23 protein-coding genes are annotated in these 21319 nt (G+C 71.4%); 11 read left to right on the top strand and 12 right to left on the bottom strand.

Annotation, left to right across the window (positions count from 1 at the left end):
- The first annotated feature begins 22 nt into the window (after positions 1–22).
- The 5 genes from ACFVHI_RS11785 to ACFVHI_RS11765 all read left to right on the top strand — a co-directional run bounded on the left by ACFVHI_RS11785 (position 23) and on the right by ACFVHI_RS11765 (position 2930).
- On the top strand, positions 23–778 hold the full coding sequence (locus tag ACFVHI_RS11785) for an alpha/beta fold hydrolase (protein ID WP_380338149.1): 756 nt from the start codon (positions 23–25) through the stop codon (positions 776–778).
- A 116-nt stretch (positions 779–894) separates the two neighbouring features.
- The gene (gene gcvH, locus ACFVHI_RS11780) at positions 895–1290 is read left to right on the top strand and encodes a glycine cleavage system protein GcvH (RefSeq protein ID WP_380338146.1); all 396 of its coding nucleotides are present in this window, start codon (positions 895–897) and stop codon (positions 1288–1290) included.
- 207 nt (positions 1291–1497) lie between these two features.
- The gene (locus tag ACFVHI_RS11775) at positions 1498–2289 is read left to right on the top strand and encodes a hypothetical protein (protein WP_380338144.1); all 792 of its coding nucleotides are present in this window, start codon (positions 1498–1500) and stop codon (positions 2287–2289) included.
- Between the two features lie 36 nt (positions 2290–2325).
- Positions 2326–2676, top strand: a complete 351-nt coding sequence (locus ACFVHI_RS11770) for a hypothetical protein (protein ID WP_380338141.1) — start codon at positions 2326–2328, stop codon at positions 2674–2676.
- A complete protein-coding gene (locus tag ACFVHI_RS11765; protein ID WP_380338138.1) occupies positions 2673–2930 on the top strand; it encodes a hypothetical protein in 258 nt (85 codons plus the stop codon). The genes ACFVHI_RS11770 and ACFVHI_RS11765 overlap by 4 nt, the downstream gene beginning before the upstream one ends.
- Positions 2931–2978: 48 nt before the next feature.
- On the opposite strand, the gene mqnP is transcribed toward ACFVHI_RS11765, so the two are convergent.
- Together mqnP and ACFVHI_RS11755 are read right to left on the bottom strand one after the other, a co-directional pair.
- On the bottom strand, positions 2979–3884 hold the full coding sequence (gene mqnP, locus ACFVHI_RS11760; RefSeq protein ID WP_063351311.1) for a menaquinone biosynthesis prenyltransferase MqnP: 906 nt from the start codon (positions 3882–3884) through the stop codon (positions 2979–2981).
- Positions 3872–5329 carry a menaquinone biosynthesis decarboxylase gene (locus ACFVHI_RS11755; RefSeq protein WP_063348882.1) on the bottom strand — a complete coding sequence of 486 codons (1458 nt, stop codon included), beginning with the start codon at positions 5327–5329 and terminating at the stop codon, positions 3872–3874. Before ACFVHI_RS11755 ends, mqnP begins: the two co-directional genes overlap by 13 nt.
- 90 nt (positions 5330–5419) lie before the next feature.
- Here ACFVHI_RS11755 and ACFVHI_RS11750 point away from each other — a divergent pair, with 90 nt between their 5' ends.
- The 4 genes from ACFVHI_RS11750 to ACFVHI_RS11735 all read left to right on the top strand — a co-directional run bounded on the left by ACFVHI_RS11750 (position 5420) and on the right by ACFVHI_RS11735 (position 9017).
- On the top strand, positions 5420–5827 hold the full coding sequence (locus ACFVHI_RS11750; RefSeq protein WP_363374928.1) for a PLD nuclease N-terminal domain-containing protein: 408 nt from the start codon (positions 5420–5422) through the stop codon (positions 5825–5827).
- Positions 5828–6278: 451 nt separating this feature from the next.
- Entirely contained in the window at positions 6279–7880 is a 1602-nt protein-coding gene (locus ACFVHI_RS11745) for an acyl-CoA carboxylase subunit beta (RefSeq protein WP_063348880.1), read from the top strand.
- A gap of 83 nt (positions 7881–7963) precedes the next feature.
- Positions 7964–8173 (top strand): acyl-CoA carboxylase subunit epsilon, encoded by a 210-nt coding sequence (locus ACFVHI_RS11740; RefSeq protein WP_063348879.1) that lies wholly within the window; start codon positions 7964–7966, stop codon positions 8171–8173.
- Between the two features lie 226 nt (positions 8174–8399).
- Positions 8400–9017 (top strand): ScbR family autoregulator-binding transcription factor, encoded by a 618-nt coding sequence (locus tag ACFVHI_RS11735; RefSeq protein WP_063348878.1) that lies wholly within the window; start codon positions 8400–8402, stop codon positions 9015–9017.
- A 67-nt stretch (positions 9018–9084) separates the two neighbouring features.
- Here ACFVHI_RS11735 and ACFVHI_RS11730 read toward each other — a convergent pair whose 3' ends face one another.
- Positions 9085–9711 carry a ScbR family autoregulator-binding transcription factor gene (locus ACFVHI_RS11730; protein WP_063348877.1) on the bottom strand — a complete coding sequence of 209 codons (627 nt, stop codon included), beginning with the start codon at positions 9709–9711 and terminating at the stop codon, positions 9085–9087.
- 350 nt (positions 9712–10061) lie between these two features.
- Here ACFVHI_RS11730 and ACFVHI_RS11725 point away from each other — a divergent pair, with 350 nt between their 5' ends.
- Positions 10062–11180, top strand: a complete 1119-nt coding sequence (locus tag ACFVHI_RS11725) for a ScbA/BarX family gamma-butyrolactone biosynthesis protein (RefSeq protein ID WP_380338132.1) — start codon at positions 10062–10064, stop codon at positions 11178–11180.
- Positions 11181–11257: 77 nt separating this feature from the next.
- On the opposite strand, the gene ACFVHI_RS11720 is transcribed toward ACFVHI_RS11725, so the two are convergent.
- The 7 genes from ACFVHI_RS11720 to hemL form a co-directional block, all read right to left on the bottom strand.
- Entirely contained in the window at positions 11258–11644 is a 387-nt protein-coding gene (locus ACFVHI_RS11720; protein ID WP_380338130.1) for a hypothetical protein, read from the bottom strand.
- A 140-nt stretch (positions 11645–11784) separates the two neighbouring features.
- On the bottom strand, positions 11785–12909 hold the full coding sequence (gene ccsB, locus ACFVHI_RS11715) for a c-type cytochrome biogenesis protein CcsB (RefSeq protein WP_063348874.1): 1125 nt from the start codon (positions 12907–12909) through the stop codon (positions 11785–11787).
- 3 nt (positions 12910–12912) lie between these two features.
- The gene (locus tag ACFVHI_RS11710) at positions 12913–14667 is read right to left on the bottom strand and encodes a cytochrome c biogenesis protein ResB (protein ID WP_380338128.1); all 1755 of its coding nucleotides are present in this window, start codon (positions 14665–14667) and stop codon (positions 12913–12915) included.
- A 2-nt stretch (positions 14668–14669) separates the two neighbouring features.
- Positions 14670–15443, bottom strand: coding sequence for a cytochrome c biogenesis CcdA family protein (locus ACFVHI_RS11705; RefSeq protein WP_380338125.1), 774 nt, complete (start codon positions 15441–15443; stop codon positions 14670–14672).
- The gene (locus tag ACFVHI_RS11700; protein WP_363374910.1) at positions 15440–16045 is read right to left on the bottom strand and encodes a TlpA disulfide reductase family protein; all 606 of its coding nucleotides are present in this window, start codon (positions 16043–16045) and stop codon (positions 15440–15442) included. The genes ACFVHI_RS11705 and ACFVHI_RS11700 overlap by 4 nt, the downstream gene beginning before the upstream one ends.
- A 162-nt stretch (positions 16046–16207) precedes the next feature.
- A complete protein-coding gene (locus tag ACFVHI_RS11695; protein WP_079136296.1) occupies positions 16208–16855 on the bottom strand; it encodes a histidine phosphatase family protein in 648 nt (215 codons plus the stop codon).
- 72 nt (positions 16856–16927) lie between these two features.
- A complete protein-coding gene (gene hemL / locus ACFVHI_RS11690) occupies positions 16928–18256 on the bottom strand; it encodes a glutamate-1-semialdehyde 2,1-aminomutase (protein ID WP_063348870.1) in 1329 nt (442 codons plus the stop codon).
- A gap of 292 nt (positions 18257–18548) precedes the next feature.
- Between hemL and ACFVHI_RS11685 the strand changes: the two genes are divergently transcribed.
- Positions 18549–19178 (top strand): hypothetical protein, encoded by a 630-nt coding sequence (locus tag ACFVHI_RS11685; protein ID WP_371518320.1) that lies wholly within the window; start codon positions 18549–18551, stop codon positions 19176–19178.
- A 65-nt stretch (positions 19179–19243) separates the two neighbouring features.
- Here ACFVHI_RS11685 and ACFVHI_RS11680 read toward each other — a convergent pair whose 3' ends face one another.
- Both ACFVHI_RS11680 and ACFVHI_RS11675 read right to left on the bottom strand, forming a co-directional pair.
- Positions 19244–19735, bottom strand: a complete 492-nt coding sequence (locus ACFVHI_RS11680; RefSeq protein ID WP_063348868.1) for a MarR family winged helix-turn-helix transcriptional regulator — start codon at positions 19733–19735, stop codon at positions 19244–19246.
- 63 nt (positions 19736–19798) lie between these two features.
- Positions 19799–21091, bottom strand: a complete 1293-nt coding sequence (locus ACFVHI_RS11675; protein WP_380338121.1) for a glycosyltransferase family 39 protein — start codon at positions 21089–21091, stop codon at positions 19799–19801.
- Positions 21092–21319 lie beyond the last annotated feature (228 nt).

Below are 21319 nucleotides of genomic sequence, written 5' to 3'. Positions count from 1 at the left end.
CTTCCGGGGAAGGACCGAGGGCATGACGATCCCTCACCGCTCGACCGGCACCGGCGACCACCACGTCCTGGTCCTGCACGACTGGTTCGGCACCAGCGCGGGCTGGGGCCCCTTCCTCGACTACCTCGACGGCAGGGCCTTCAGCTACGCGTTCCTCGACTACCGGGGCTACGGAGAACGCAAGGACGTCACCGGCTCCTACACGCTCGCCGAGATCGCCGCCGACGCGCTCGCCCTGGCCGACCAACTCGGCTGGGACCGCTTCTCGCTGATCGGCCACTCGATGGGCGGCAAGGCCGCGCAGCAGGTGCTGGCCGAGGCGCCGCTGCGGGTGCGCAAGCTCGTCGGCCTGGCGCCCGTCCCCGCCGGGGCCTACCCGCTGGACGCCGACGGCGAGGCGCTGTTCTACGGCGCCGCCGAGGACCGCGAGAAGCGGTACGCGATCCTCGACCTGGTCACCGGGCAGCGGGCGGGCCGGGTCTGGCTGGACCGCATGGTCGACCAGTCGCTCCGGCTCTCCACGCCCGAGGCCTTCGGCGGGTACGTGCGGGACTGGGCGACGGCCGACCTGGAACGCCGCATCAACGGGAACCCCGTCCCCGTCAAAGTGATCGTGGGCGCACACGACCTCGCCCTGACCGCCGACGTGATGCGCGGCACCTGGCTCGCCCACTACCCCAATGCCGAACTGGAGGAGCTCGACGGCAGCGGCCACTACCCGATGTACGAGACGCCGGTGGCACTGGCCACCTCGCTGGAGTCCTTCCTGCACAACTGACACCCGCCTTCACCCGACCGGGTGCGCTTCGCGGCGAGGGGCGGGGACCTGTAGCAGGCTCCTCCGCATGACTGACGGTCCGTCAGTGCAGTCGCCTCGACCTCGCGGAGATCCCCATGGCCAACGTCCCGAAAGACCTCAAGTACACCAAGGACCACGAGTGGGTGCGGACCACCGGCAAGGACAAGGCCCGGGTGGGCATCACCGACTTCGCGCAGAAGCAGCTCGGTGACGTCGTCTTCGCCGACATCCCCACCCTGGGGAAGCAGCTCGAATCCGGCGAAGCGTTCGGCACGGTGGAGTCCGTCAAGGCGGTGAGCGAGATCTTCATGCCGCTCACCGGAACGGTCGCCGCGGTGAACGAGGGCCTGAACGACGAACCCGAGCTGATCAACACGGACCCGTACGGCGACGGCTGGATCATCGAGCTCACCGTCGCCAAGCCTGACGAGCTGAAGCAGTTGCTCACGGCCGCCCAGTACGAGGCCTTCATCTCCAGCCGTTCGGAGTAGCCACCCCGGGCCGAGCGCACAGGAAGTCGGACTCGCCGACTTCCTGTGCGCAGCCGGCGCCCGGCCAGGCGGCGGGGGCCCGGGCGAGGTCAGCGCGCGAAGCACTCGGGGGCGCACGCGAGTTGGCGCGCGCCTGGTAGACGATGGCACATGAACCGGAGACCCGCACACATGGGGCGTCTCATACTTCTCGCCTACGTTCAAGGCATGACAGAGAAGCGAGTTGACGAGGCGTCACCTGTACTTGCGGTCGGCGTCCCCGGAGCGGTCGAGCGACACGTCGGGCTGCAGCTCGCCGCCGCCGGGGTGCGCGTGCGGACCCTGACACAGCGGGCCCTGCTCGACCCGGCATCGCTGGAGGCGGCGGTCCAGGAGGCGAGCGCGGTGCTGCTGGGGTGGCCGTTCACCACGGCGGACGAGGCAGCGGACGCGGTGGGGGTGCTGGCCCGGGAGGTCGGGCGGGTGGTGTTCCTCTCCTCGACGGCCGTCCGGGCCGAGGGCGAGGTGGAGGCGCTGCTCGCCGGGAGCGGGGTCCGGCACACGGTGCTGCGGGCACACGGGTTCACCGCCGCGCTCCAGTGGGCGCAGGAGATCCGCTCCGGGGGCGCCGTGCAGGGCTACGGCGGCGCGGCCGGACTGAACCCGGTGGACGAACGGGACATCGCGGCGGTCGCCGTCCGCGCCCTCACCGAGGACGGCCACGACGGCGCGCACTATCTGCTCACCGGCCCGGAGTGCCCCACCCAGGCGGAACAGGTGGACATCATCGGCGAGGCCGCCGGCCGCCCGGTGAAGTGGCAGGAGATCCCCCGCGAGGCGGCCCGCCGCCGCATGTCCGCCACCGGCCGGCCCGGGGTGGCCGTCGACAGCGCACTGGACTTCATCCACGCCCGCATCACCACCCCGAACCCGGCCACCACAACGGTCCAGGACCTCACCGGCCACCCACCCCGCAACTTCCGCACCTGGGCCACGGATCACGCCGCGCTGTTCCGCTGACCCGGCTAGGCTCGGACGAGACGAGAGGAGCGCCCTGTGAGCCAGCCGGTGTCGAATGGAGCCGAACTCATCCCTCAGCCTGAGAAGACCCCCGCGGCGATCAAGGCCGCGCTCGCCGTGGTGGCTGCCGACCGACTTCCGGAGATGGTGGAAGGGCAGACCAGAGCCATGGCGGCAGCCATCGAGGCAGGCAGCGTCAACCCGATCCGCGCGTTCGTTGCCCACTGGGCCGCCGTGGTGGAGATCGAACGGGTTCCGGCCACGGCACTGGCCTACCACCGGGCGAACTACCTGGCCAACCACGCGGCAACCACTGAGGAGTGCCGCCGACACGCCGCGGAGGTCGCCGTGCTGTACCGGTCCGCCTTCTCGGCGGTGAACGGGTGAGCTGGAGCTGGGAGTACCTGCCCAGCGAGGAGCATGTCACCGGCGGGGCACCGGCTGGCTTCCTCGCGGCAGTCGAGCAGAAGGCCGCCGAACTGGTTCGGGCAGCCGAGGCGCTCTACCTGGATGGCACCACGTACGAGGGCAGCGGCGAGCCCATGCAGTGCCTCGACGTCGCTGGAGGACTGATCAATTACTACATCGTCCCCCGACTCGAACTCGTCGCCGTCTGCCAGCTGACCCCGCCACTCACCTGATCCAGGCCAGCCAAGGCGACGGGGTCTACGCAAGCGGCTTCGCGGGGATCAGACCCCGATCCCACGGATGATCAGGTCCAGCAGGGCGAAGACGAACAGCGAGATGCCCACGAAGCCGTTGGTCTGGAAGAACGCCCGGTTCAGCTTGGAGAGGTCGTTCGGCTTGACGATGGTGTGCTCGTAGACGAACGCCCCCGCGACGACGACCAGGCCGACCCAGAACGCCGCACCGGCGTGGGTCAGGAGCGCGAACCACCCCAGCAGGAGCGTCGTGACGACGTGGCACACCCGTGCGCCCCAGATGGCCGCCGGGATGCCGAAGCGGGCCGGTACCGACCGCACCTTGCCGTGCCGGTCGGACTCGACGTCCTGGCAGGCGTAGATGAGGTCGAAGCCGCCGATCCACACGCCGACCGCGACGCCCAGTACGAGGGCGTCCCACGACCAGGTGCCGGTCACCGCGAGCCAGGCGCCGACCGGGCCCATGGCCTGGGCGAGGCCCAGGATGGCCTGCGGGAAGTCGGTGAAGCGCTTGCCGTACGGGTAGACCACCATCGGCACGACGGCGACCGGCGCGAGCGCCAGGCAGAGCGGGTTGAGCATCGCCGCCGCGCCGAGGAAGACGATCAGCGCCACGGCCGAGCCGGCGTACGCCGTCTTCAGCGACACCGCGCCCGTGACGAGTTCGCGCGAGGCCGTGCGCGGGTTCCGGGCGTCGATCTCGCGGTCGATGATCCGGTTGGCGGCCATGGCGAAGGTGCGCAGGCCGACCATGCAGACGGTGACGATGAACAGCTCGCCCCAGTGCACCCGCTTGTCGGCGAGGAACATGGCCGTCAGTGCGGCGGTGTAGGCGAAGGGCAGGGCGAAGACCGAGTGCTCGATCATCACCAGGCGCAGGAAGGCCTTCGTGCGCCCCGGGGTTTCGACGGCAGCCGTGCTCACAGCCCGTATTCCTTCCAGCGGCGGGACACCAGGGCGGCCGTGGCCGGGTCCGACTCGACCATCTCGGGCCACCCGCCGTCGCGGGTGTACCCCTCCTCGGGGAGCTTGCGGGTCGCGTCGATGCCGGCCTTACCGCCCCAGAACTGCTGGTAGGAGGCGTGGTCGAGGTGGTCGACCGGGCCCTCGACGACGGTGAGGTCGCGGCTGTAGTCGACGTTGCCGAAGGCCCGCCAGGCGACCTCCTGGTAGTCGTGCACGTCGCAGTCGGAGTCCACCACGATGATCAGCTTGGTCAGCGACATCATGTGGGCGCCCCAGATGGCGTGCATCGTCTTCTGGGCGTGCTTGGGGTACTTCTTGTCGATCGAGACGATCACGCAGTTGTGGAAGCCGCCGGCCTCGGGCAGGTCGTAGTCGACGATGTCCGGGATGATGATCTTCAGCAGCGGCAGGAAGAACCGCTCGGTGAACTTGCCCAGCGGGCCGTCCTCGGTCGGCGGGCGGCCGACCACGATGGACTGGAGGATCGGGCGGCGGCGCATCGTCACGCAGTCGATCTTCAGCGCCGGGAACGGCTCCTGCGGGGTGTAGAAGCCGGTGTGGTCGCCGAACGGGCCCTCGGGGAGCATCTCACCGGGCTCCAGCCAGCCCTCCAGCACCACCTCGGCGTCGGCCGGGACCTGGAGCGGGACGGTCTTGCAGTCGACCATCTTCACCCGCTCCCCGGCGACGAAGCCGGCGAACAGGTACTCGTCGATGTCGCCGGGCAGCGGCGCGGTGGCCGCGTAGGTCACGGCGGGCGGGCAGCCGAAGGCGATCGCGACCGGCAGCCGCTCGCCGCGCTTCGCGGCCACCGCGTAGTGGTTGCGGCTGTCCTTGTGGATCTGCCAGTGCATGCCGATGGTGCGGCGGTCGTGCCGCTGGAGCCGGTAGAGCCCGAGGTTGCGGATGCCGCTGTCCGGGTCCTTGGTGTGGGTGAGGCCCAGGTTGAAGAAGGAGCCGCCGTCCATCGGCCAGGTGAACAGGGCGGGCAGCTCGTCCAGGTTGACGTCGTCGCCGGTGAGCACGACCTCGTGGACCGGTGCGTCACCGGACTTCACGTGCCGGGGCGGCACGTGCGCCATCGAGGCGAGCTTGCCGAAGGCGTCCCGGAAGCCGGTGAAGCCCTGCGGCAGCTCGGGCTTGAGCAGGCCGGCGATCTTCTCCGCGATGTCGTCCGGGCCCTTGAGGCCGAGCGCCTTGGCGAGGCGCCGCTCGGTGCCGAAGACGTTCATCGCGAGCGGCATCGACGAGCCCTTGACGTTCTCGAAGAGCAGCGCGGGGCCCTTGGCCTTCTGGACCCGGTCGACGATCTCGCCGATCTCCAGGTGCGGGTCCACCTCTGCCTTGATGCGCTTGAGGTCGCCCTCACGGTCGAGTGCCCGCAGGAACGAGCGGAGATCGTCGTATGCCATGCCTGTCAGTATCCGCCACCGGATAGCCTGGCTCCGTCAAGGGCCCCGGGAAGGCACCCGCCCCGACCGCCCCGCAGGGAGATCGCCGCCGTGCTGAGAATTCTTCTGACCATCGTCCTTCCGCTCGCGCTCTGGGTGTGGGCGTTCATCGACTGCCTGACCACGCCCGAGGACCTGGTGAAGCACCTGCCCAAGCCGGTGTGGGTGCTCATCGTGCTGCTGTTCCCGCCGGTGGGCCCGATCGCCTGGCTGGTGGCCGGCAAGCAGCGCGGCCTCCTGCGGACCGGGGCGCCCGACGACGCCGACGGTCGTCCGGGGCAGCCGGTCCGGCGCGACGGCCGCCCGCTCGCACCGGACGACGACCCCGAATTCCTCGCTTCGTTGAAGAGGAGCGACAACGATCACGAGGACATGCTGAAGCGGTGGGAGGCCGATTTGCGCCGCCGCGAGCAGGAGCTGCGAGGCGAGGACGAGCCCGAGGACGGCCGAAAGAGCTGATCGGAGCCACTGGGGGGATCCCCCGGACAGCCCACCCGGACGGCACCGGGTGGGCTGTGGTGTTTTTGGCGCTTCCCTACGACTCGGCGCCCTCTAGCACGGATCCGCACCGGTGCCCGACCGGACTTGAGCGGGGCTTGAGCAAGGCGCAAGAGGGCCGCCCTACATTACTGAACGAGGGCCCTGACCTGCGCTTTCCTTCATGTTCAGATCATCGGGCCATCACCTGACCGACAGCCCCCGGTATTCGAACGGACACCCAGCGCTCCGGCTTCGACACCACCGCTTCTGTGCAGGCCTGACATCTAAACGGACCTGACCTTGTACGGAATCGACGCCGAAACCAACGCACGGCCCCTCGTACAGTCATAAGTGAAGAAAGTGATTCGCAGCCGGGGGCACAGCAGACGTTGGCTGTCGGACAGTTCCCTCACCCTTGGAGTGGTTCGAGATGACGGTTGTGCATGAGGCGCCAGTCGACGGCGAGGTCCCCGAGGTCGCGGCCGACGCCCGCGGGCGGGTCGCCGAGCTGCACGAACTGCGCGAGAAGGTGCGGCGCGGCCCCAGCGAGAAGGCCACCGAGGCCCAGCACGCGAAGGGCAAGCTGACCGCCCGCGAGCGCATCGACCTGCTGCTGGACGAGGGCTCCTTCCGCGAGGTCGAGCCGCTGCGCCGGCACCGCGCCCAGGGCTTCGGCCTGGAGGCGAAGAAGCCGCACACCGACGGTGTGATCGTCGGCTGGGGCACCGTGCACGGGCGGACCGTCTTCACCTACGCGCACGACTTCCGGATCTTCGGCGGCGCGCTGGGCGAGGCCCACGCGCAGAAGATCCACAAGATCATGGACATGGCCATCGCGGCCGGCGCCCCGCTGGTCTCGCTCAACGACGGCGCCGGCGCCCGCATCCAGGAGGGCGTCACCGCCCTCGCCGGCTACGGCGGCATCTTCCAGCGCAACACCAAGGCCTCCGGCGTCATCCCGCAGATCTCCGTCATGCTCGGCCCCTGCGCCGGCGGCGCCGCCTACTCCCCCGCGCTGACCGACTTCGTCTTCATGGTCCGCGAGACCTCCCAGATGTTCATCACCGGACCCGACGTCGTCCAGGCCGTCACCGGCGAGAAGATCACCCAGAACGGCCTCGGCGGCGCCGACGTCCACGCCGGCGTCTCCGGCGTCTCCCACTTCGTCTACGACGACGAGCAGTCCTGCATCGAGGAAGTCCGCTACCTCCTCTCCCTGCTCCCCCAGAACAACCGCGAGATGCCGCCCCCCGCCGTCAACGACGACCCCGTCGAGCGCCGCAACGACACCCTCCTCGACCTCGTCCCCGCCGACGGCAACCGCCCCTACGACATGCGCAAGGTCATCGAGGAGATCGTCGACCACGGCGAATACCTCGAAGTCCACGAACGCTGGGCCACCAACGTCCTGTGCGTCCTGGCCCGCATCGACGGCCACGTCACCGGCATCATCGCCAACCAGCCCCAGTCCCTCGCCGGCGTCCTCGACATCAACGCCAGCGAGAAGGCCGCCCGCTTCGTCCAGATGTGCGACGCCTTCAACATCCCCCTCGTCACCATGCTCGACGTCCCCGGCTTCCTGCCCGGCGTCGACCAGGAGCACGACGGCATCATCCGCCACGGCGCCAAGCTCCTCTACGCCTACTGCAACGCCACCGTGCCCCGCATCCAGCTCATCCTGCGCAAGGCCTACGGCGGCGCCTACATCGTCATGGACTCCCGCTCCATCGGCGCCGACCTCTCCTACGCCTGGCCCACCAACGAGATCGCCGTCATGGGCGCCGAAGGCGCCGCCAACGTCATCTTCCGCCGCGACATCAACGCCGCCGAAGACCCCGACGCCATGCGCGCCCAGAAGATCAAGGAATACAAGAACGAACTGATGCACCCGTACTACGCGGCCGAACGCGGCCTCGTCGACGACGTCATCGACCCCGCCGAGACCCGCCAGGTGATCGCCTCCGCCCTGGCCATGCTCCGCACCAAGCACGCCGACCTGCCCAGCCGCAAGCACGGCAACCCGCCGATGTAACGCCCGCGCCCACGCGCGGCCCGCAGCACGCAGTTCCGAGCGACCACCACACACCACAAGCCACCGGGGGAGAAAACCAGACCATGACTGCTTCCGCCGAACCCCTCGTCCGTATCGTCCGCGGCTCGCTCTCCGACGAGGAGCTGGCCGCCCTCACCGCCGTGCTGATGGCCCGGGCGGCCGTCGCGCAGCAGGCCGCCGCGACCGCGCAGGTCGAGCCGATCGCCAACTGGCAGCGTCTGGAGCGCCGCCCGGCCTACTACTCGCCGGTCAGCTGGCAGCAGGCCGCCTGACGGCCCGGAACCTCCCGCGACGGCCGGTCACCCCACCCGGGTGGCCGGCCTTCCGGCCTTCCCGGCGGCCTGGGGCACCGGTCCCGGCCGCCCCGACCACCGGGTGTCCGCTCCGCCCCGGCGCGGCTCGGTAGAATACCTACTGGACGGTATGCGGCCCGCCGCCCCGTCGGCCCCCATAGGATCGGCCGCTGCCGATGGACCAGAACTATCCAGGGAGGCTGCGATGGCCAGGCAGGCCCGCGCGCTGGCGACCCGCCAGACGGTACTCCTCGCGGCGGCCGAGGTGTTCGACGAGCGGGGCTACGCCGCCGCCACGATGTCCGAGATCCTGGACCGGGCCGGTGTCACCAAGGGCGCGCTGTACTTCCACTTCCACTCGAAGGAAGAGCTGGCGCTCGCCGTCATCGAGGGGCAGGGCGCCTGGCTGGGCACCTGGCAGCCGTCCTCGGACAGCCCGGTGCAGACCCTGATCGACCTCGGGTACGCCTTCGCCCACGCCCTCCAGGACGACCCGCTGGTGCGCGGCAGCATCCGGCTGACGATCGAGCACGGCAGCTTCACCCAGCCGCAGATCGCCGCCTACCAGGGCTGGTCCGACGTGGCCCGCGGGCTGCTGGAACGCGCCCGGGACGCCGGGGACCTCCACCCGGGGATCGACCTGGCGGCCGCCGCCGGGGTGATCACCGGGGCCGTCACCGGGATCCAGCTGAGCTCCCAGGTGCTGACCGACCGGCGGGACCTGATCCAGCGGATGTCCGACCTGTGGACGCTGGTGCTGCCCGGCCTGGTCCAGCCGCACGCGCTCGCCCGGCTGAGCGTCGCCGAGCGCGTGCCCTCCTAGGGCGTCTCCCGGGGCGTCTCCCGGACGTTTCCCAGGGCGCTTGCCGGGGCTCCCCGCCCAGGGCCGCTCAGAGCCGGTAGCCGGCGCAGTGCTCCACCGCCACCAGGGCCGGCAGCGCGGCCGCCCAGAGCCGGCCGACGGCCTCCGGACCGGGCCGGTCGGCCTCCTCGGCGGCGAGCAGCACCTGGCCGGCCGCCATCGTCGTCAGCAGTTCGGCGGCGGCCCGGCGGTCCAGCCCGGGGCGCAGCTCGCCGGCCTCGGCGGCACGGTCCAGCAGCCGGTGGACGACGGCGGTGAGGCTACGCCAGGCGGCGTCCGCGCCGGGCGGGCCGTCCGGGGTGTCGGCCCGGGGCGGGCCCTGGCGGCCGAGCCGGACGCCGGCCCGGACCATCACGTCCTCGCGCAGCAGCCGGGCGAGTTCGTGCGAGAAGTCGATCAGGCCCTGGAGGGCCGGTCCGCCGGAGCGCAGGGCGCGCAGCGCGGCCGAGCCGATCTCGCGCCCGGCGGCGGCGCGCACGCCGTCGGCGAGGGCCTGCTTGGAGACGAAGTGGAAGTAGAGGGCGCCCTTGCTCACCCCGGCCCGGCGGCTGATGTCGACCAGGCTGGCGGCTTCGAAGCCCACGCCGGCGAACGTGTCCGCCGCGGCGAGCAGCACGGCACGCCTGGTCCGCCCCGCGCGTTCCTGCTTGACCACTGGGCCCCTCCGGACTCGGCCGGACGCGTTTCCCCCCGCCCGCCCCGCTGCTGTCAGCGCGCCGCCGTTGGGGGCGACGCCTCGCATGCGGACGGCGCCGACCGAAACCGCATGGTTGGTATCTAATCTAGCTCCTTCGCGGACCCCGCCGTCCAGTGGGGAGCACCCCCGCCCCGGGCCTGCCGCCCCCCGGGCGGCCATTACCCCAGTCCAGGGTAGGGGTAGCGTGGTCGCGTCGGGCTGCGCGGCAGGGGCCACCCCAGACGCAGAAGAGAAACCGGGTGGTCTGTATGTTTTATCTCAGGCGACCGTACCGGCCGCTCGACCGTCACCCTGGAGTAGGGCCCGTCATGCCATTGATCGTAGAGCCGGACGCCCACGGTCCGTACGCCCACCCCGGTCCCGGCTACGACTTCCACGAGCGGACCGTCTCCCGCCACCTGGTGCACCGCACCTCGGTGTCCGAGGTGTTCCTCACCGGCTGGCAGGCCACCGGTCCGTACGACTTCCTGCTCGGCGCCCAGTGGCCCCGGCTGCACGCCTTCTACCGCCTGCCCGGGGACCGCTTCCACGACCCGGTGCTGATGGCCGAGACCATCCGGCAGGCCGGGCTGCTGATCGGCCACGCCGGCTTCGGGGTGCCGCGCGGCCACCACTTCGTCATGGAGGACCTCTCCTACGCGCTCGGCCCGGACGGGCTGCGCGGCCTGGCCGTCACCACCGGGCCGGCCTCGCTGATGCTCGCGGTCGGCTGCGAGGACGTCCGGATGCGGCACGGCCGGCTGGTCTCGCTGCGGGTGCACATCGACATATCCCGGGACGGCCACCCGATCGGTCACGGCTCCGGCCAGTTGCGGGTCGTCTCCCCCGCCTCCTACGCCCGGCTGCGCGGCCCCGAGCGGCGGGCCGCCACCCTGCCCCGGCTGCCCGCGCCCACCGCGCCCGAGCTGGTCGGCCGCGCACAGCCCACGGACGTCGTGCTCAGCCCCACCCTGCGGCCCGACACCTGGCTGCTGCGCACCGACGCCGGGCACCCGGTGCTGTTCGACCACGAGCTGGACCACGTGCCCGGGATGCTGGTGCTGGAGGCCGCCCGGCAGGCCGCCCAGCGGCTGCGCCACCCCGAACCGGTGGTACCGGTCGAGCTGGTGACGTCCTTCGACCGCTACATCGAGCTGGACCGGCCCTGCCTCGTCCAGGCGGTCCACGAGCAGGCGCCGGACGGCCGCCGGCTGCCCGTCCGGGTGCTGCTGGTCCAGGACGGGCGGACGGCGGCCGACTGCCGGCTGCTCACCGAACCGATCGACGGGCCCGCCGACGGATCGGCGGACAGGCCGACCGACAGACGGGGTGACAGACCGGGCGACAGACCGGCCGAGCCGCCGACGGTGCCCGCCCGGCGGGAGGCCTTCGACGACCGCCCCGCCGGCCAGGGCATCGGCAGCCCCCGGCTGCCGCTGGCCAGTTGAACGGCCTCCCCTGAGCACCCCCTGAGCACCCCTTGAGCGCCCCTTGAGCGCCCCCTGAGTACCCCCTTGGCCGCCCGCTAGGCGGCGACCAGCGCCGACGGCCGACCCGCGTGCATCACGCTGAGGTTGGTGGCCAGCCGGACCGGGTCCTGGGCCAGCCAGAGCCGCAGCGCCGCGCCCAGCATCGCGCTGGCCGACTCGATCCGGACCTCGGTGACCTGCGCGATCCGCGCCGCGCCGGGCACCAGCAGGTCGGCCAGCGGGGTCGGCAGCCAGACCGTCAGCGCGCACGGCGCCGGCGCCGTCAGAGCGCCCAGCAGGCGGTAGGCGTCCCCCGGCGAGCTGAGCGTGGGGATGATGTCCAGCAGGCCGTCGGCCACCACCTCGGACACGTCGCTGCGGTGTCCCTGGGCGAGCCGGCGGAGCAACGTGCGCTCGGCGGCGGTGATTCGGACGGTCAGCATGACCTCGTCGCACTCCATTGCGCGATTTCCTCCTCGTTCCTCCCCGTGCCGGCCGGCGGCCGGCACGAACTACCCCTGTCGCACCTCGGCCCGGCTACCTTCTGCGGAGAGCCGGGCCGGTGGGTGACTGTGTGCCCCGGTCAGATCCCCGCGTAGGAGTGCTTGCCGGTGACGAAGATGTTCACGCCGTAGTAGTTGAAGAGCCAGCAGGCGAAGGCCGCCAGCGCCAGGTAGGCCGCCTTGCGGCCCTTCCAGCCGGCCGTCGCGCGGGCGTGCAGGTAGCAGGCGTAGGCGACCCAGGTGATGAACGACCAGGTCTCCTTCGGGTCCCACTCCCAGTACTTGCCCCAGGCCGCCTCGGCCCAGATCGCGCCCGCGATGATGGTGAAGGTCCAGAGCGGGAAGACCAGGGCGTTGATCCGGTAGGACAGCTTGTCGAAGGTGGACGCGGCGGGCAGCCGGCGCCAGACCGACGCCGGGGTGCCCAGCGGGCCGGTGGTCAGGCCGGCCGCGATCCGCTTGTCGAAGGAGTCCTTGCCGAGGTACAGCAGCGTGGCGATGAACGCCGCGTAGAAGGCGCCGCCGCAGAAGATCGCGGTCGAGACGTGGATCGCCAGCCACGGCGAGTGCAGCGCCGGGACGAGCTGCTCGGAGTCGGTGTAGAGCACCGTGGTGGCGATGCCGAGGGTCAGCAGCCCAGCGAGCACGACCGGCAGGCCGAGCCAGCGGACGTTCTTCTTCGAGGCCAGCAGCACCAGGTACGCCGCCGTCATGGCGAAGGCGAAGGCGCAGGAGAACTCGTACATGTTGCCCCACGGCCAGCGGGAGACCGAGAGGCCGCGGGTGACGATGCCGCCGGCGTGCAGCAGGGCGCCCAGCACGGTGAGCGAGACCGCGATCCGGCCGGCCAGGTCGGCCCGGGTGCTGTTGCCGGCCGCGCCCGGGCCGTCCTCCTCGTCCGCGCCGCGCCCGCTGGTGACCACCGTCGCGCCCTCGCCCGCCAGGGCGGTGCGGGTGAGCGTGGTGGTGCCGCCGCCGGCCCCCGCCACGGTGACGGTGACCTTCTTCGCGCCCTTGGTCCCGGCGACGGTCTCGGACAGGCTGCCCGACTGCTCCGTCGAGCGGACGGCGACGGCGCCCTTGCTGCCGAAGGTCCACTCGATCATGTGGGCGAACATGGCGAGTGTGTAGACCACCATCGCCGAATAGATCAGCTTGTTGGAGAGGTCGGCCAGCTGTGGGTCGACCCCCGAGGCGAGATGCACCGTCTACTCCTTGGAGTTCTGGTCGGCAGGGACTGCGGGGTCCTCGGGCGCGGGGCCTTCGGCTGTGGGGCCTTCGGGCGCGGGGCCTTCGGGTGCGGCGTCGTCCTCGTCCTCCGACGCCGGGGCGTCGTCCTGGAGGTCCACCGCGAGTTCGGCCAGTTCCTCGGCGATCTTCGCCGACTCACTGCGGGCCAGGCCGGCCAGCTCCACCTGGGTGCCGCCGCCCGGCAGGGCGACCGCGCGCACCCAGATCCGGCGGCGCTGCACGAACAGCGAGCCGATCAGGCCGAGGATCGCCAGCACCGCACCGGTCAGGGCGATCGTGTTGCCCGGGCGGTGCGAGACGTTGAAGCTGGCCCACTGCTTGTAGCCCTCGAAGGTGACGCTGCCGTAGCCGTCCGGCAGGTCCCAGGCCTGGCCGGGCTTGAGCCGGGCCTTGGCGGGCTGGCCGTCCTGGGTCAGCTGGGTCAGCTTGCGGGTGTTGAGCTGGTAGATGTTCTGCGGCAGGCCGGAGTCGGTGCCCAGGTCGCCCGCGAAGGCGTTCAGCACCAGCTCGGGGGCGGCGTCGCCGGGGAAGAGCGAGATCGGGCCGGTGCCCTCGAAGCTCAGCGGCGCGGTCGGCAGGAAGTAGCCGGAGAAGCCCATCTGGGTCGAGCTGCCGTCCGGTCCGACGCCGTAGTCGGAGACCTTCACGACACCGGTCGAGGTCAGGTTGCCGTCCTGCGGCAGGAACGGCACGGAACCCCGGTAGACGACGTCGCCCTTGCCGTTCTTGACGGTGATGACCGGGGCGTAGCCGTGGCCGATCAGGAAGACCTTGCTGCCGCCGATCTCCAGCGGGTGGTTGACCTCGATCGTGCCCTGCTTGAGCTTCGAGGTGTCCTCGCCCGCCGTGTACTCGACGTTCGCGGTGAACTGCCGGGCGGCGCCGATCTGGTCGCCCTTGTCCTGGAACTTGGCGGTGAAGCCGTTCAGCTTCAGGTAGAAGGGGTCGAGGTCCTCGGTGCCGTAGAACCGCGTGCCGTTGAAGTCGTCGAGCTGGGTGATGGTGTTGGAGTAGCCCTCGCCCTCGACCATCAGCTTGCCGCCGGTGCCGGACGCCAGGCTGGCCCAGGCGAAGCCGCCGAGCAGCGCGAACAGCGACATGTGGAAGAGCAGGTTGCCGACCTCGCGCAGGTAGCCCTTCTCGGCGGCCACCGAGCCGCCGGCCAGGTTGGTGCGGAACCGGCGCTTGCGCAGCAGCCGGTGGGCGGCGGCGTTCACCACGTCGGCGTCCGCCTCGGTGCGCCAGGCCGCGTAGACCGGCATCCGGGTCAGGTTGCGCGGCGCGGTCGGCGGCTGGGCCCGCAGCACGCCGACGAACTGCCAGGTGCGCGGGACGATGCAGCCGGCCAGCGAGACGAACAGCAGGATGTAGATCGCGGAGAACCAGACCGAGCTGTAGACGTCGAACAGCTGGAGCTTCTCGTAGATCGGCGCGACCGCGGTGTGGTGCGTCTTCCACGCCTCGACCTTGAGCAGGCCCTGGCCGTTCTGGTACTGCGGGATCAGCGAGCCCGGGATGGCGGCCAGCGACAGCAGGAAGAGCAGGATCAGCGCGACCCGCATCGAGGTCAGCTGGCGCCACATCCAGCGCGCCCAGCCCAGGACCCCTATGCCGGTCGGGCCCTCGGACTCGACCGGCGCGGTGCTGAGCCGCTCGGCGGCCGCGTCGTCCGGCGCCAGGGGCAGCTCGGCCTCGGTCGTGGTCTTGCTCACGGTCAGATTCCGATCGAGAAGTCGGCGGTCCAGGACTGCAGTTCACTCATCATGGAGTCCCAGATCCCGGTGACGAGCAGCAGACCGACCGCGACGAGCATGCCGCCGCCGATCCGCATGACGAGCGGGTAGTGCCGCTTGACCCAGCCGAAGGCACCCAGTGCCCGGCGGAAGGCGAGCGCGGCCACGATGAACGGTACGCCCAGGCCGAGGCAGTAGAAGGTCATCAGCAGGGCGCCGCGCTCCGCGTCGGCCTGGTTCAGGGCCAGGTTCTGGACGGTCGCCAGGGTCGGGCCGATGCAGGGCGTCCAGCCGACGCCGAACACCATGCCGAGCAGCGGGGCGCCCCACAGGCCGACCGCCGGGCGGCGGTGGGAGCGCACCTCGCGCATGCTCAGGCCGGGGACGAGGCCCATGAAGGCGAGGCCCATCACGATGGTCAGCGCGCCGAGCACGATCGAGATGACCCGCTTGTGCGCCTGGAGGGTGTCGCCGAACTGGCCGAACAGCGCCCCGCCCGAGACGAACACCGCGGTGAAGCCGAGGATGAACAGCGTCGCCCCGAGCAGCATCCGGCCGCGCCGGGCACCGCGGGCGTCCGCGAGGTCGGCGGCGGAGAAGCCGGTCACGTACGACAGGTAGCCGGGGACGAGCGGCAGCACGCAGGGCGAGAAGAACGAGACCAGCCCGGCGGCCAGCGCGATCGGCGCGGCCACCAGCAGTGCCCCGCTCTGGAGGGTCCCGGTGTTGTCGGCGAGTTGTAGCGGCAGGCTCACTGCTTCTGCTCCGCGACCACCGGCTGGAGGATCGACTCCAGCGCGTCCTGGGTCGTGCCGCCGACGGCGCGGGCGGCCAGCTTGCCGTCGCGGTCGACGATCAGGGTGGTCGGGAGCGACTGCAGGCTGAGGCTGCCCTTGGGGAACTTGAGCAGCTGGGTGCCGGCCGGGTCGAAGATGCTCGGGTAGGTGACGCCCTGCTCCTGCTCGAAGCGGACGGCGTTGGTCTTGTCGCTGTCCCGGGTGTTGACGCCGAGGAACTGGACGCCCTGGTCCTTGTACTTCTCCGAGACGGCCTGGAGGCTCTTCGCCTCGGCCCGGCACGGCCCGCACCAGGAGCCCCAGACGTTCAGCACCACGACCTTGCCGTGGTAGTCCGAGAGCTTGGTCTGGCCGCCGTCCAGGGTCTCCCCGGAGATGTCGGGGGCGCTCCCACGCTTGCCGGTGTCCACCTTCGACAGGTTGGTCCCCTTGACGGTGACGAAGCCGACCTGGCCTTCGCCGCTGCCCGACGAGCCCGAGGAGGAACAGCCGGTGAGGACGAGCGCAGCGGCGGCGACAGTGGCGGCGGCTGCGGCGACACGGGGACGGGGGCGCGCCATGGCAGACATGTGAAAAGTTTCGCATGGAGTTCCGGGCAGGTTCGCCGGGGTCCTCCCTAGCGCGTCGCACCCCCTCTGACCTGTGACGGAGTCGGGCCGCCAGGCTCTCGCCGGGCGGCCCGATCCCATATTTACGCGGGGTTTACCAACGGCCCCGCGGGCTCACGCGCCGAAGCTCTTGCCCACCGGCTTGTCCTTGCCGCCCTTGCCGATCAGGTGCGCGGGCAGCAGGTCGCGGGCCGGCTCGCGGTAGCCGACCGAGACGATCTTGTCGCCCTCGAAGGTGAAGCTGGTCAGCGAGGCCAGCGAGCACTGCCGGCGGCGCGGGTCGTGCCAGAGCCGGCGGCGCTCGACGAAGGAGCGGACGATCCAGATCGGCAGCTGGTGGCTGACGCAGACCGCCTCGTGCCCGCGCGCGGCGTCCCGGGCGGCGCCGAGCGCGCCCATCATCCGCACCACCTGGTCGAGGTAGGGCTCGCCCCAGGAGGGCTTGAACGGGTTGGTGAGGTACTTCCAGTAGCCCGGGTTCCGCAGCGAGCCGTCGCCGACGCCGAAGGTCTTGCCCTCGAAGATGTTGTCCGCCTCGATCAGCCGCTCGTCCGCCGCGACGTCCAGGCCGTGCGCCTTGGCGATCGGCCCGGCGGTCTCCTGGGCCCGCTCCAGCGGGGACGCCACCACGTGGGTGATGTCCCGGCCGGCCAGGTCCTCGGCGACCCGCTCGGCCATCTCCCGGCCCAGCTCGGACAGCCGGTAGCCCGGCAGGCGCCCGTACAGGATGCCCTCCGGGTTGTGCACCTCACCGTGCCGCATCAGATGGACGACGGTGATCTCTTTGGCGCTCACTTCTCAGTACTCCTGGGGCTCGCAGGGATGGTTCGGGGCCTAGACCGTGGCCGCGGCGGCCGCGCGGGCGGCGGCCGGAAGGGCGGCGGCGATCCGCTCGATCGCCCGCTCGTCGTGGGCCGCCGAGACGAACCAGGACTCGAAGGCGGACGGCGGCAGGTAGACGCCCTCGGCGAGCATCGCGTGGAAGAAGGCGGTGAAACGGTACGCCTCCTGGGTCTTGGCCTCGTCGTAGTTGGTGACGGCGGCCTCGGTGAAGAACACCGAGAACATGTTCCCGGCGGTCTGCAGCCGGTGCGTCACGCCCTCCTTGGTCAGCGCCTGCGACACCAGGCCGGAGATCTCGGCGGCGACCTTGTCCACCGTCGCGTACACCTCGTCGGTGCAGCCGCGCAGTTGGGCCAGGCCGGCCGCGGTGGCGATCGGGTTACCGGACAGGGTGCCCGCCTGGTAGACCGGGCCGGCCGGGGCCAGGTGGGCCATCACGTCGGCGCGCCCGCCGAAGGCCGCGGCCGGGAAGCCGCCGCCCATGACCTTGCCGAAGGTCAGCAGGTCCGGCGCCCAGCCCTCGTTCGCCGCCTCCAGGCCGTACCAGCCGGCCTTGGAGACGCGGAAGCCGGTCATCACCTCGTCCGAGACGAACAGCGCGCCGTTCGTCCGGCAGAGCCGGGCCAGGCCCGCGTTGAAGCCGGGCAGCGGCGGGACGACGCCCATGTTGCCGGGCGAGGCCTCGGTGATCACGCAGGCGATCTCGCCCGGGTGGGCGGCGAAGGCCTGCTCGACGGCGGCCAGGTCGTTGTAGGGCAGCACGATGGTGTCGCCGGCCTGGGCGCCGGTGACGCCCGGGGTGTCCGGCAGGCCGAAGGTGGCCACGCCCGAACCGGCGGCGGCCAGCAGGGCGTCCACGTGGCCGTGGTAGCAGCCGGCGAACTTCACCACCTTCGCGCGCCCGGTGAAACCGCGGGCCAGCCGGATCGCGGACATGGTGGCCTCGGTGCCGGAGGAGACCAGGCGGACCTGCTCGACCGGGGCGACCCGGCCGACGATCTCCTCGGCCAGCTCGACCTCGCCCTGGCCGGGCGTGCCGAAGGAGGTGCCGCGGGTGACCGCCTGCTGGACGGCGTCGATCACCGCGGGGTACGCGTGGCCGAGGATCATCGGGCCCCACGAGCACACCAGGTCGACGTACTCGCGGCCGTCGGCGTCGGTGAGGTAGGGGCCGGTGCCGGACACCATGAAGCGCGGCGTACCGCCGACCGCGCGGAAGGCGCGCACCGGGGAGTTGACGCCGCCGGGCGTCACGACGGAGGCGCGGTCGAACAGCGACTGGGACTGGGGGGCTTCGTAGGGGTAGCTCACGGGAGACATGGTCTCAAATCGTGTCCTTGAGCTCTGCATGTCGGACCCGATCATCTGGAACGATGATCCGGGCACCGTTGTCTGTACGGTTGTCCGTACAGACGGGGCCGCTGACTGCTCCGGAGCACGGACCAGTCAGACTGTGCACTCAGAGTGCGCAAGTGTTCCGGTTGTGTGCAGGGGTGTGGAGAGGACTGCCGCGTACCGCGAGTGGGTACGGCGGCGCATGACGGGTAAGGAGCACGTCCGGAGGGACGCCGGACGTGCGGGGGTCTGTCGATTCCGGCGAATTCCGGTGAGGATGGTCCGAGTGTCCGAGGCGCAGGACGGCTACGACGAGGCTGCGGGGGGCTCCCGCAGGCCCGCCGAAACCGCACGCGGGGGTAAGGGAGCGGGCACGGGTCGTGGCCGCCGCGGCGGCGAGAGGCGGGGTGAGGGACGCGTGGGGGTGACGTACAAGTACTTCGGCGCACCGGATCGCGCCACCGCCGCCAGAGTCCCCACCGCCCTCGGACCCGGCGGGCTCGGCCTGGACGCCGGCGAACTCGGTTCGCTCGGGCGGCTCGGCGACCTGATGGAGACCAGCGGCTCCCCCAACGGCCACCTCTCCACCAAGATCAAGCCGGAGACCATGAGCGCCATGGTCCTCACCGGCATCCAGGGCGTCCCGCTGCACCAGGTCCCGCCGCTGGAACTCGTCGTGCTGCACCCCGACTACGCCGTCGTCCAACTCCCGCAGAACGTCGTCGAACCGCTCCGCAAGGCCGACGAGACCGAACTCGGCGCCGCCGCCTTCATCTGGTCCACCGTCCCCGACCGGCGCGGACCGCGCGACGCCTTCGTGATCTACAGCATGCTGCACGAGTGGCAGGACTTCGCCAACCGGCTGCACGAGGCCGGGCACCAGCTGTACTGCCTGGTCTGGCCGTAGGACTTCCCGGGGCCCTTCGCCCCGGCCGTCGAACGGCGGCCGGGGCGAAGGGATGTGACTCAGCCTCAGTTCGTCCGGGCGCGGCGCGCCCGCCGTACCGCCCGTTCGCTCTCCACCGGCTCCGCCAGCGGCCCGTCCACCAGGCGCGTCAACGCCGACACGAACACGTCCCGCTCCGGGCCGGGCAGTGACTCCAGCACCTCCCGGTGCACCCGGTCGGCGATCGCGGTGCCCCGCTCGACGGCGCGTTCGCCCGCCTCGGTGACGGAGATGATCCTGGCCCGGCGGTCGGTCGCGGACGGGCGGCGCTCGGCCAGGCCCGCCTTCTCCAGCTCGTCCACGGTGACCACCATGGTGGTCTTGTCCAGGTCCGACAGCTCGGCCAGCTGGATCTGGGTGCGCTCGGTCTCCTGCGCGTGGAACAGCACGGAGTACGCGCGGGGGGTGATCCCGAGCTCGGTGAAGGCGGCCGCCATCCGGGTCGCCAGCACGTGGCTCGCGTGGTCCAGCAGGCCGGAGATGTCACGGATCTGGCGCACGGGCGGGGTCGTCGTCATACGTCCGAGATTAGCAACGGCCCGTCCGCTGCCGGATGATCCCGTTGGCAACCAACCCCGGGTCTACGGGATGCCCAACTCGAACAGCGCATACCCCGCGTACCAGCCCGCCGCCACCACGGGCATCGCGAGCAGGCCGACCAGCGAGGACGTCCGCACCCGGCGCAGCGCCACCGCCAGGCCGATGAACAGCGGGAAGGCCGGCAGCAGGTAGCGCGAGATGTTGCCGAAGATCTGGTTGCTGCTCAGCGCGGTGGCGATGGTGAGCACCGTGTAGACCACCAGCACCAGCGGCGGCCGGGTGCGCCACAGCAGCACCAGCAGTCCGGGCAGGGCCATCAGCAGGGCGATCGCGATCAGGTCCGGGACGGGGTTGGACTGCCAGAAGTTCCAGTGCCCGGTGATCACGTCCATGATCGTGCGGACCGTGGAGGCGCCGGCGTCGAAGTAGCGGTTCCAGGCGCCCCGCTGGAGCTTGAAGTAGCCGCCCCAGTCGCCCATCCGGTAGCCGACCCAGACGACGTACCCGATCAGGCCCCACGGGGTGATCAGCATCGCGGTCAGCGGCCGGGCCACCCCGTCGGTGCGCCGGATCAGCGCCACCAGCGCGGCGATCGACACCGCGGCGATCAGCGCGGCGGCGGTCGGCCGGTTGAGGCCCGCCACCAGCGCCAGCACACCGGCCGTCAGCCAGTGGCGGGTCATCACGCAGTAGCAGGCCCAGGCGGACAGCGCGACGAACAGCGAGTCCGAGTAGACCGCCCACTCCACCCCCGAACCCGGGAACAGGCCCCAGATCACCGCGGCGATCACGCCCGCCCGGAAGCCGCCGAGCCGCTCCGCGATCGCGAAGATCCCCGCCGCCGCGACGAGCGAGGCGATCACCGAGACGGCGATCCCGGAGCCGTACGGGCCGAGCCCGGTGACCGCGCCGACCAGCCGCATCAGCCACGGGTAGAGCGGGAAGAAGGCGGCCGAGTTCTCGTAGTAGGAGGCCAGCGGCCAGCCGTGCATCGGGAGCAGCTGCGGGTCGTAGCCGTTCTCGGCGATCCGCTGGTACCAGACGCCGTCCCAGGTGCCCAGCACGTCCCACGGCTGGGCGCCGCCGCCGCGGCCCGGGTTCTTCTTGAGGTAGTCCCCGGTGTGCGACAGCAGCAGCATGAAGACCGTGAGGCCGATGGCCTTGACCACCGCGTACGCCCCGAGCGCGGGCGCGAAGCGCTCCACCAGGGCGCCGAACCGCCCGGGCCGCCGGCCCGCCCGCTCCTCGGAGCGCTCCGCGGGCCGCTCCGTCTCCGGCGCCGCGGGCGCGCCGGGCTCGGTGCTGGACGACTCGGTGCTCGATGCCGTGCTCATCTGCTCTGGGTACTCCCCGCCACGCTGGTGGTCCGCGCGGCTACGGCGCAGCGATTTCAGGTGAGCCTACGGCACACCCCCACCTGCCCCGCGAACGCCCGCCCGCCCCGAAAACCCCGTGGCGCCGCCCCCCCCCCCGAGGGGGGGGCGGGGCCGCCGCGGGGGCGGGGGGGAGCCCGGGGGGGAGTACATTCACAGGGTGTTGTGGTGGCCGCGAGGGGCCCGTAG

Source organism: Kitasatospora sp. NPDC127121 (genome assembly GCF_042677305.1).
Classification (GTDB): domain Bacteria; phylum Actinomycetota; class Actinomycetes; order Streptomycetales; family Streptomycetaceae; genus Kitasatospora.
The sequence above is the reverse complement of the archived record's forward strand: the minus strand, read 5'-3'. Positions and strand labels throughout refer to the sequence as shown.

What these genes read in the sequence shown, in the direction of transcription:
- ACFVHI_RS11755 (WP_063348882.1), bottom strand. Translation starts at nt 5,329, where the DNA reads ATGGCATACGACGATCTCCGCTCGTTCCTGCGGGCACTCGACCGTGAG.
- ACFVHI_RS11740 (WP_063348879.1), top strand. Translation starts at nt 7,964, where the DNA reads ATGACTGCTTCCGCCGAACCCCTCGTCCGTATCGTCCGCGGCTCGCTC.
- ACFVHI_RS11720 (WP_380338130.1), bottom strand. Translation starts at nt 11,644, where the DNA reads ATGCTGACCGTCCGAATCACCGCCGCCGAGCGCACGTTGCTCCGCCGG.
- gcvH (WP_380338146.1), top strand. Translation starts at nt 895, where the DNA reads ATGGCCAACGTCCCGAAAGACCTCAAGTACACCAAGGACCACGAGTGG.
- ACFVHI_RS11680 (WP_063348868.1), bottom strand. Translation starts at nt 19,735, where the DNA reads ATGACGACGACCCCGCCCGTGCGCCAGATCCGTGACATCTCCGGCCTG.
- hemL (WP_063348870.1), bottom strand. Translation starts at nt 18,256, where the DNA reads ATGTCTCCCGTGAGCTACCCCTACGAAGCCCCCCAGTCCCAGTCGCTG.
- ACFVHI_RS11735 (WP_063348878.1), top strand. Translation starts at nt 8,400, where the DNA reads ATGGCCAGGCAGGCCCGCGCGCTGGCGACCCGCCAGACGGTACTCCTC.
- ACFVHI_RS11775 (WP_380338144.1), top strand. Translation starts at nt 1,498, where the DNA reads ATGACAGAGAAGCGAGTTGACGAGGCGTCACCTGTACTTGCGGTCGGC.
- ACFVHI_RS11675 (WP_380338121.1), bottom strand. Translation starts at nt 21,091, where the DNA reads ATGAGCACGGCATCGAGCACCGAGTCGTCCAGCACCGAGCCCGGCGCG.
- ACFVHI_RS11685 (WP_371518320.1), top strand. Translation starts at nt 18,549, where the DNA reads ATGGTCCGAGTGTCCGAGGCGCAGGACGGCTACGACGAGGCTGCGGGG.
- ACFVHI_RS11725 (WP_380338132.1), top strand. Translation starts at nt 10,062, where the DNA reads ATGCCATTGATCGTAGAGCCGGACGCCCACGGTCCGTACGCCCACCCC.
- ACFVHI_RS11700 (WP_363374910.1), bottom strand. Translation starts at nt 16,045, where the DNA reads ATGGCGCGCCCCCGTCCCCGTGTCGCCGCAGCCGCCGCCACTGTCGCC.
- ACFVHI_RS11785 (WP_380338149.1), top strand. Translation starts at nt 23, where the DNA reads ATGACGATCCCTCACCGCTCGACCGGCACCGGCGACCACCACGTCCTG.
- ACFVHI_RS11745 (WP_063348880.1), top strand. Translation starts at nt 6,279, where the DNA reads ATGACGGTTGTGCATGAGGCGCCAGTCGACGGCGAGGTCCCCGAGGTC.
- ACFVHI_RS11695 (WP_079136296.1), bottom strand. Translation starts at nt 16,855, where the DNA reads ATGCGGCACGGTGAGGTGCACAACCCGGAGGGCATCCTGTACGGGCGC.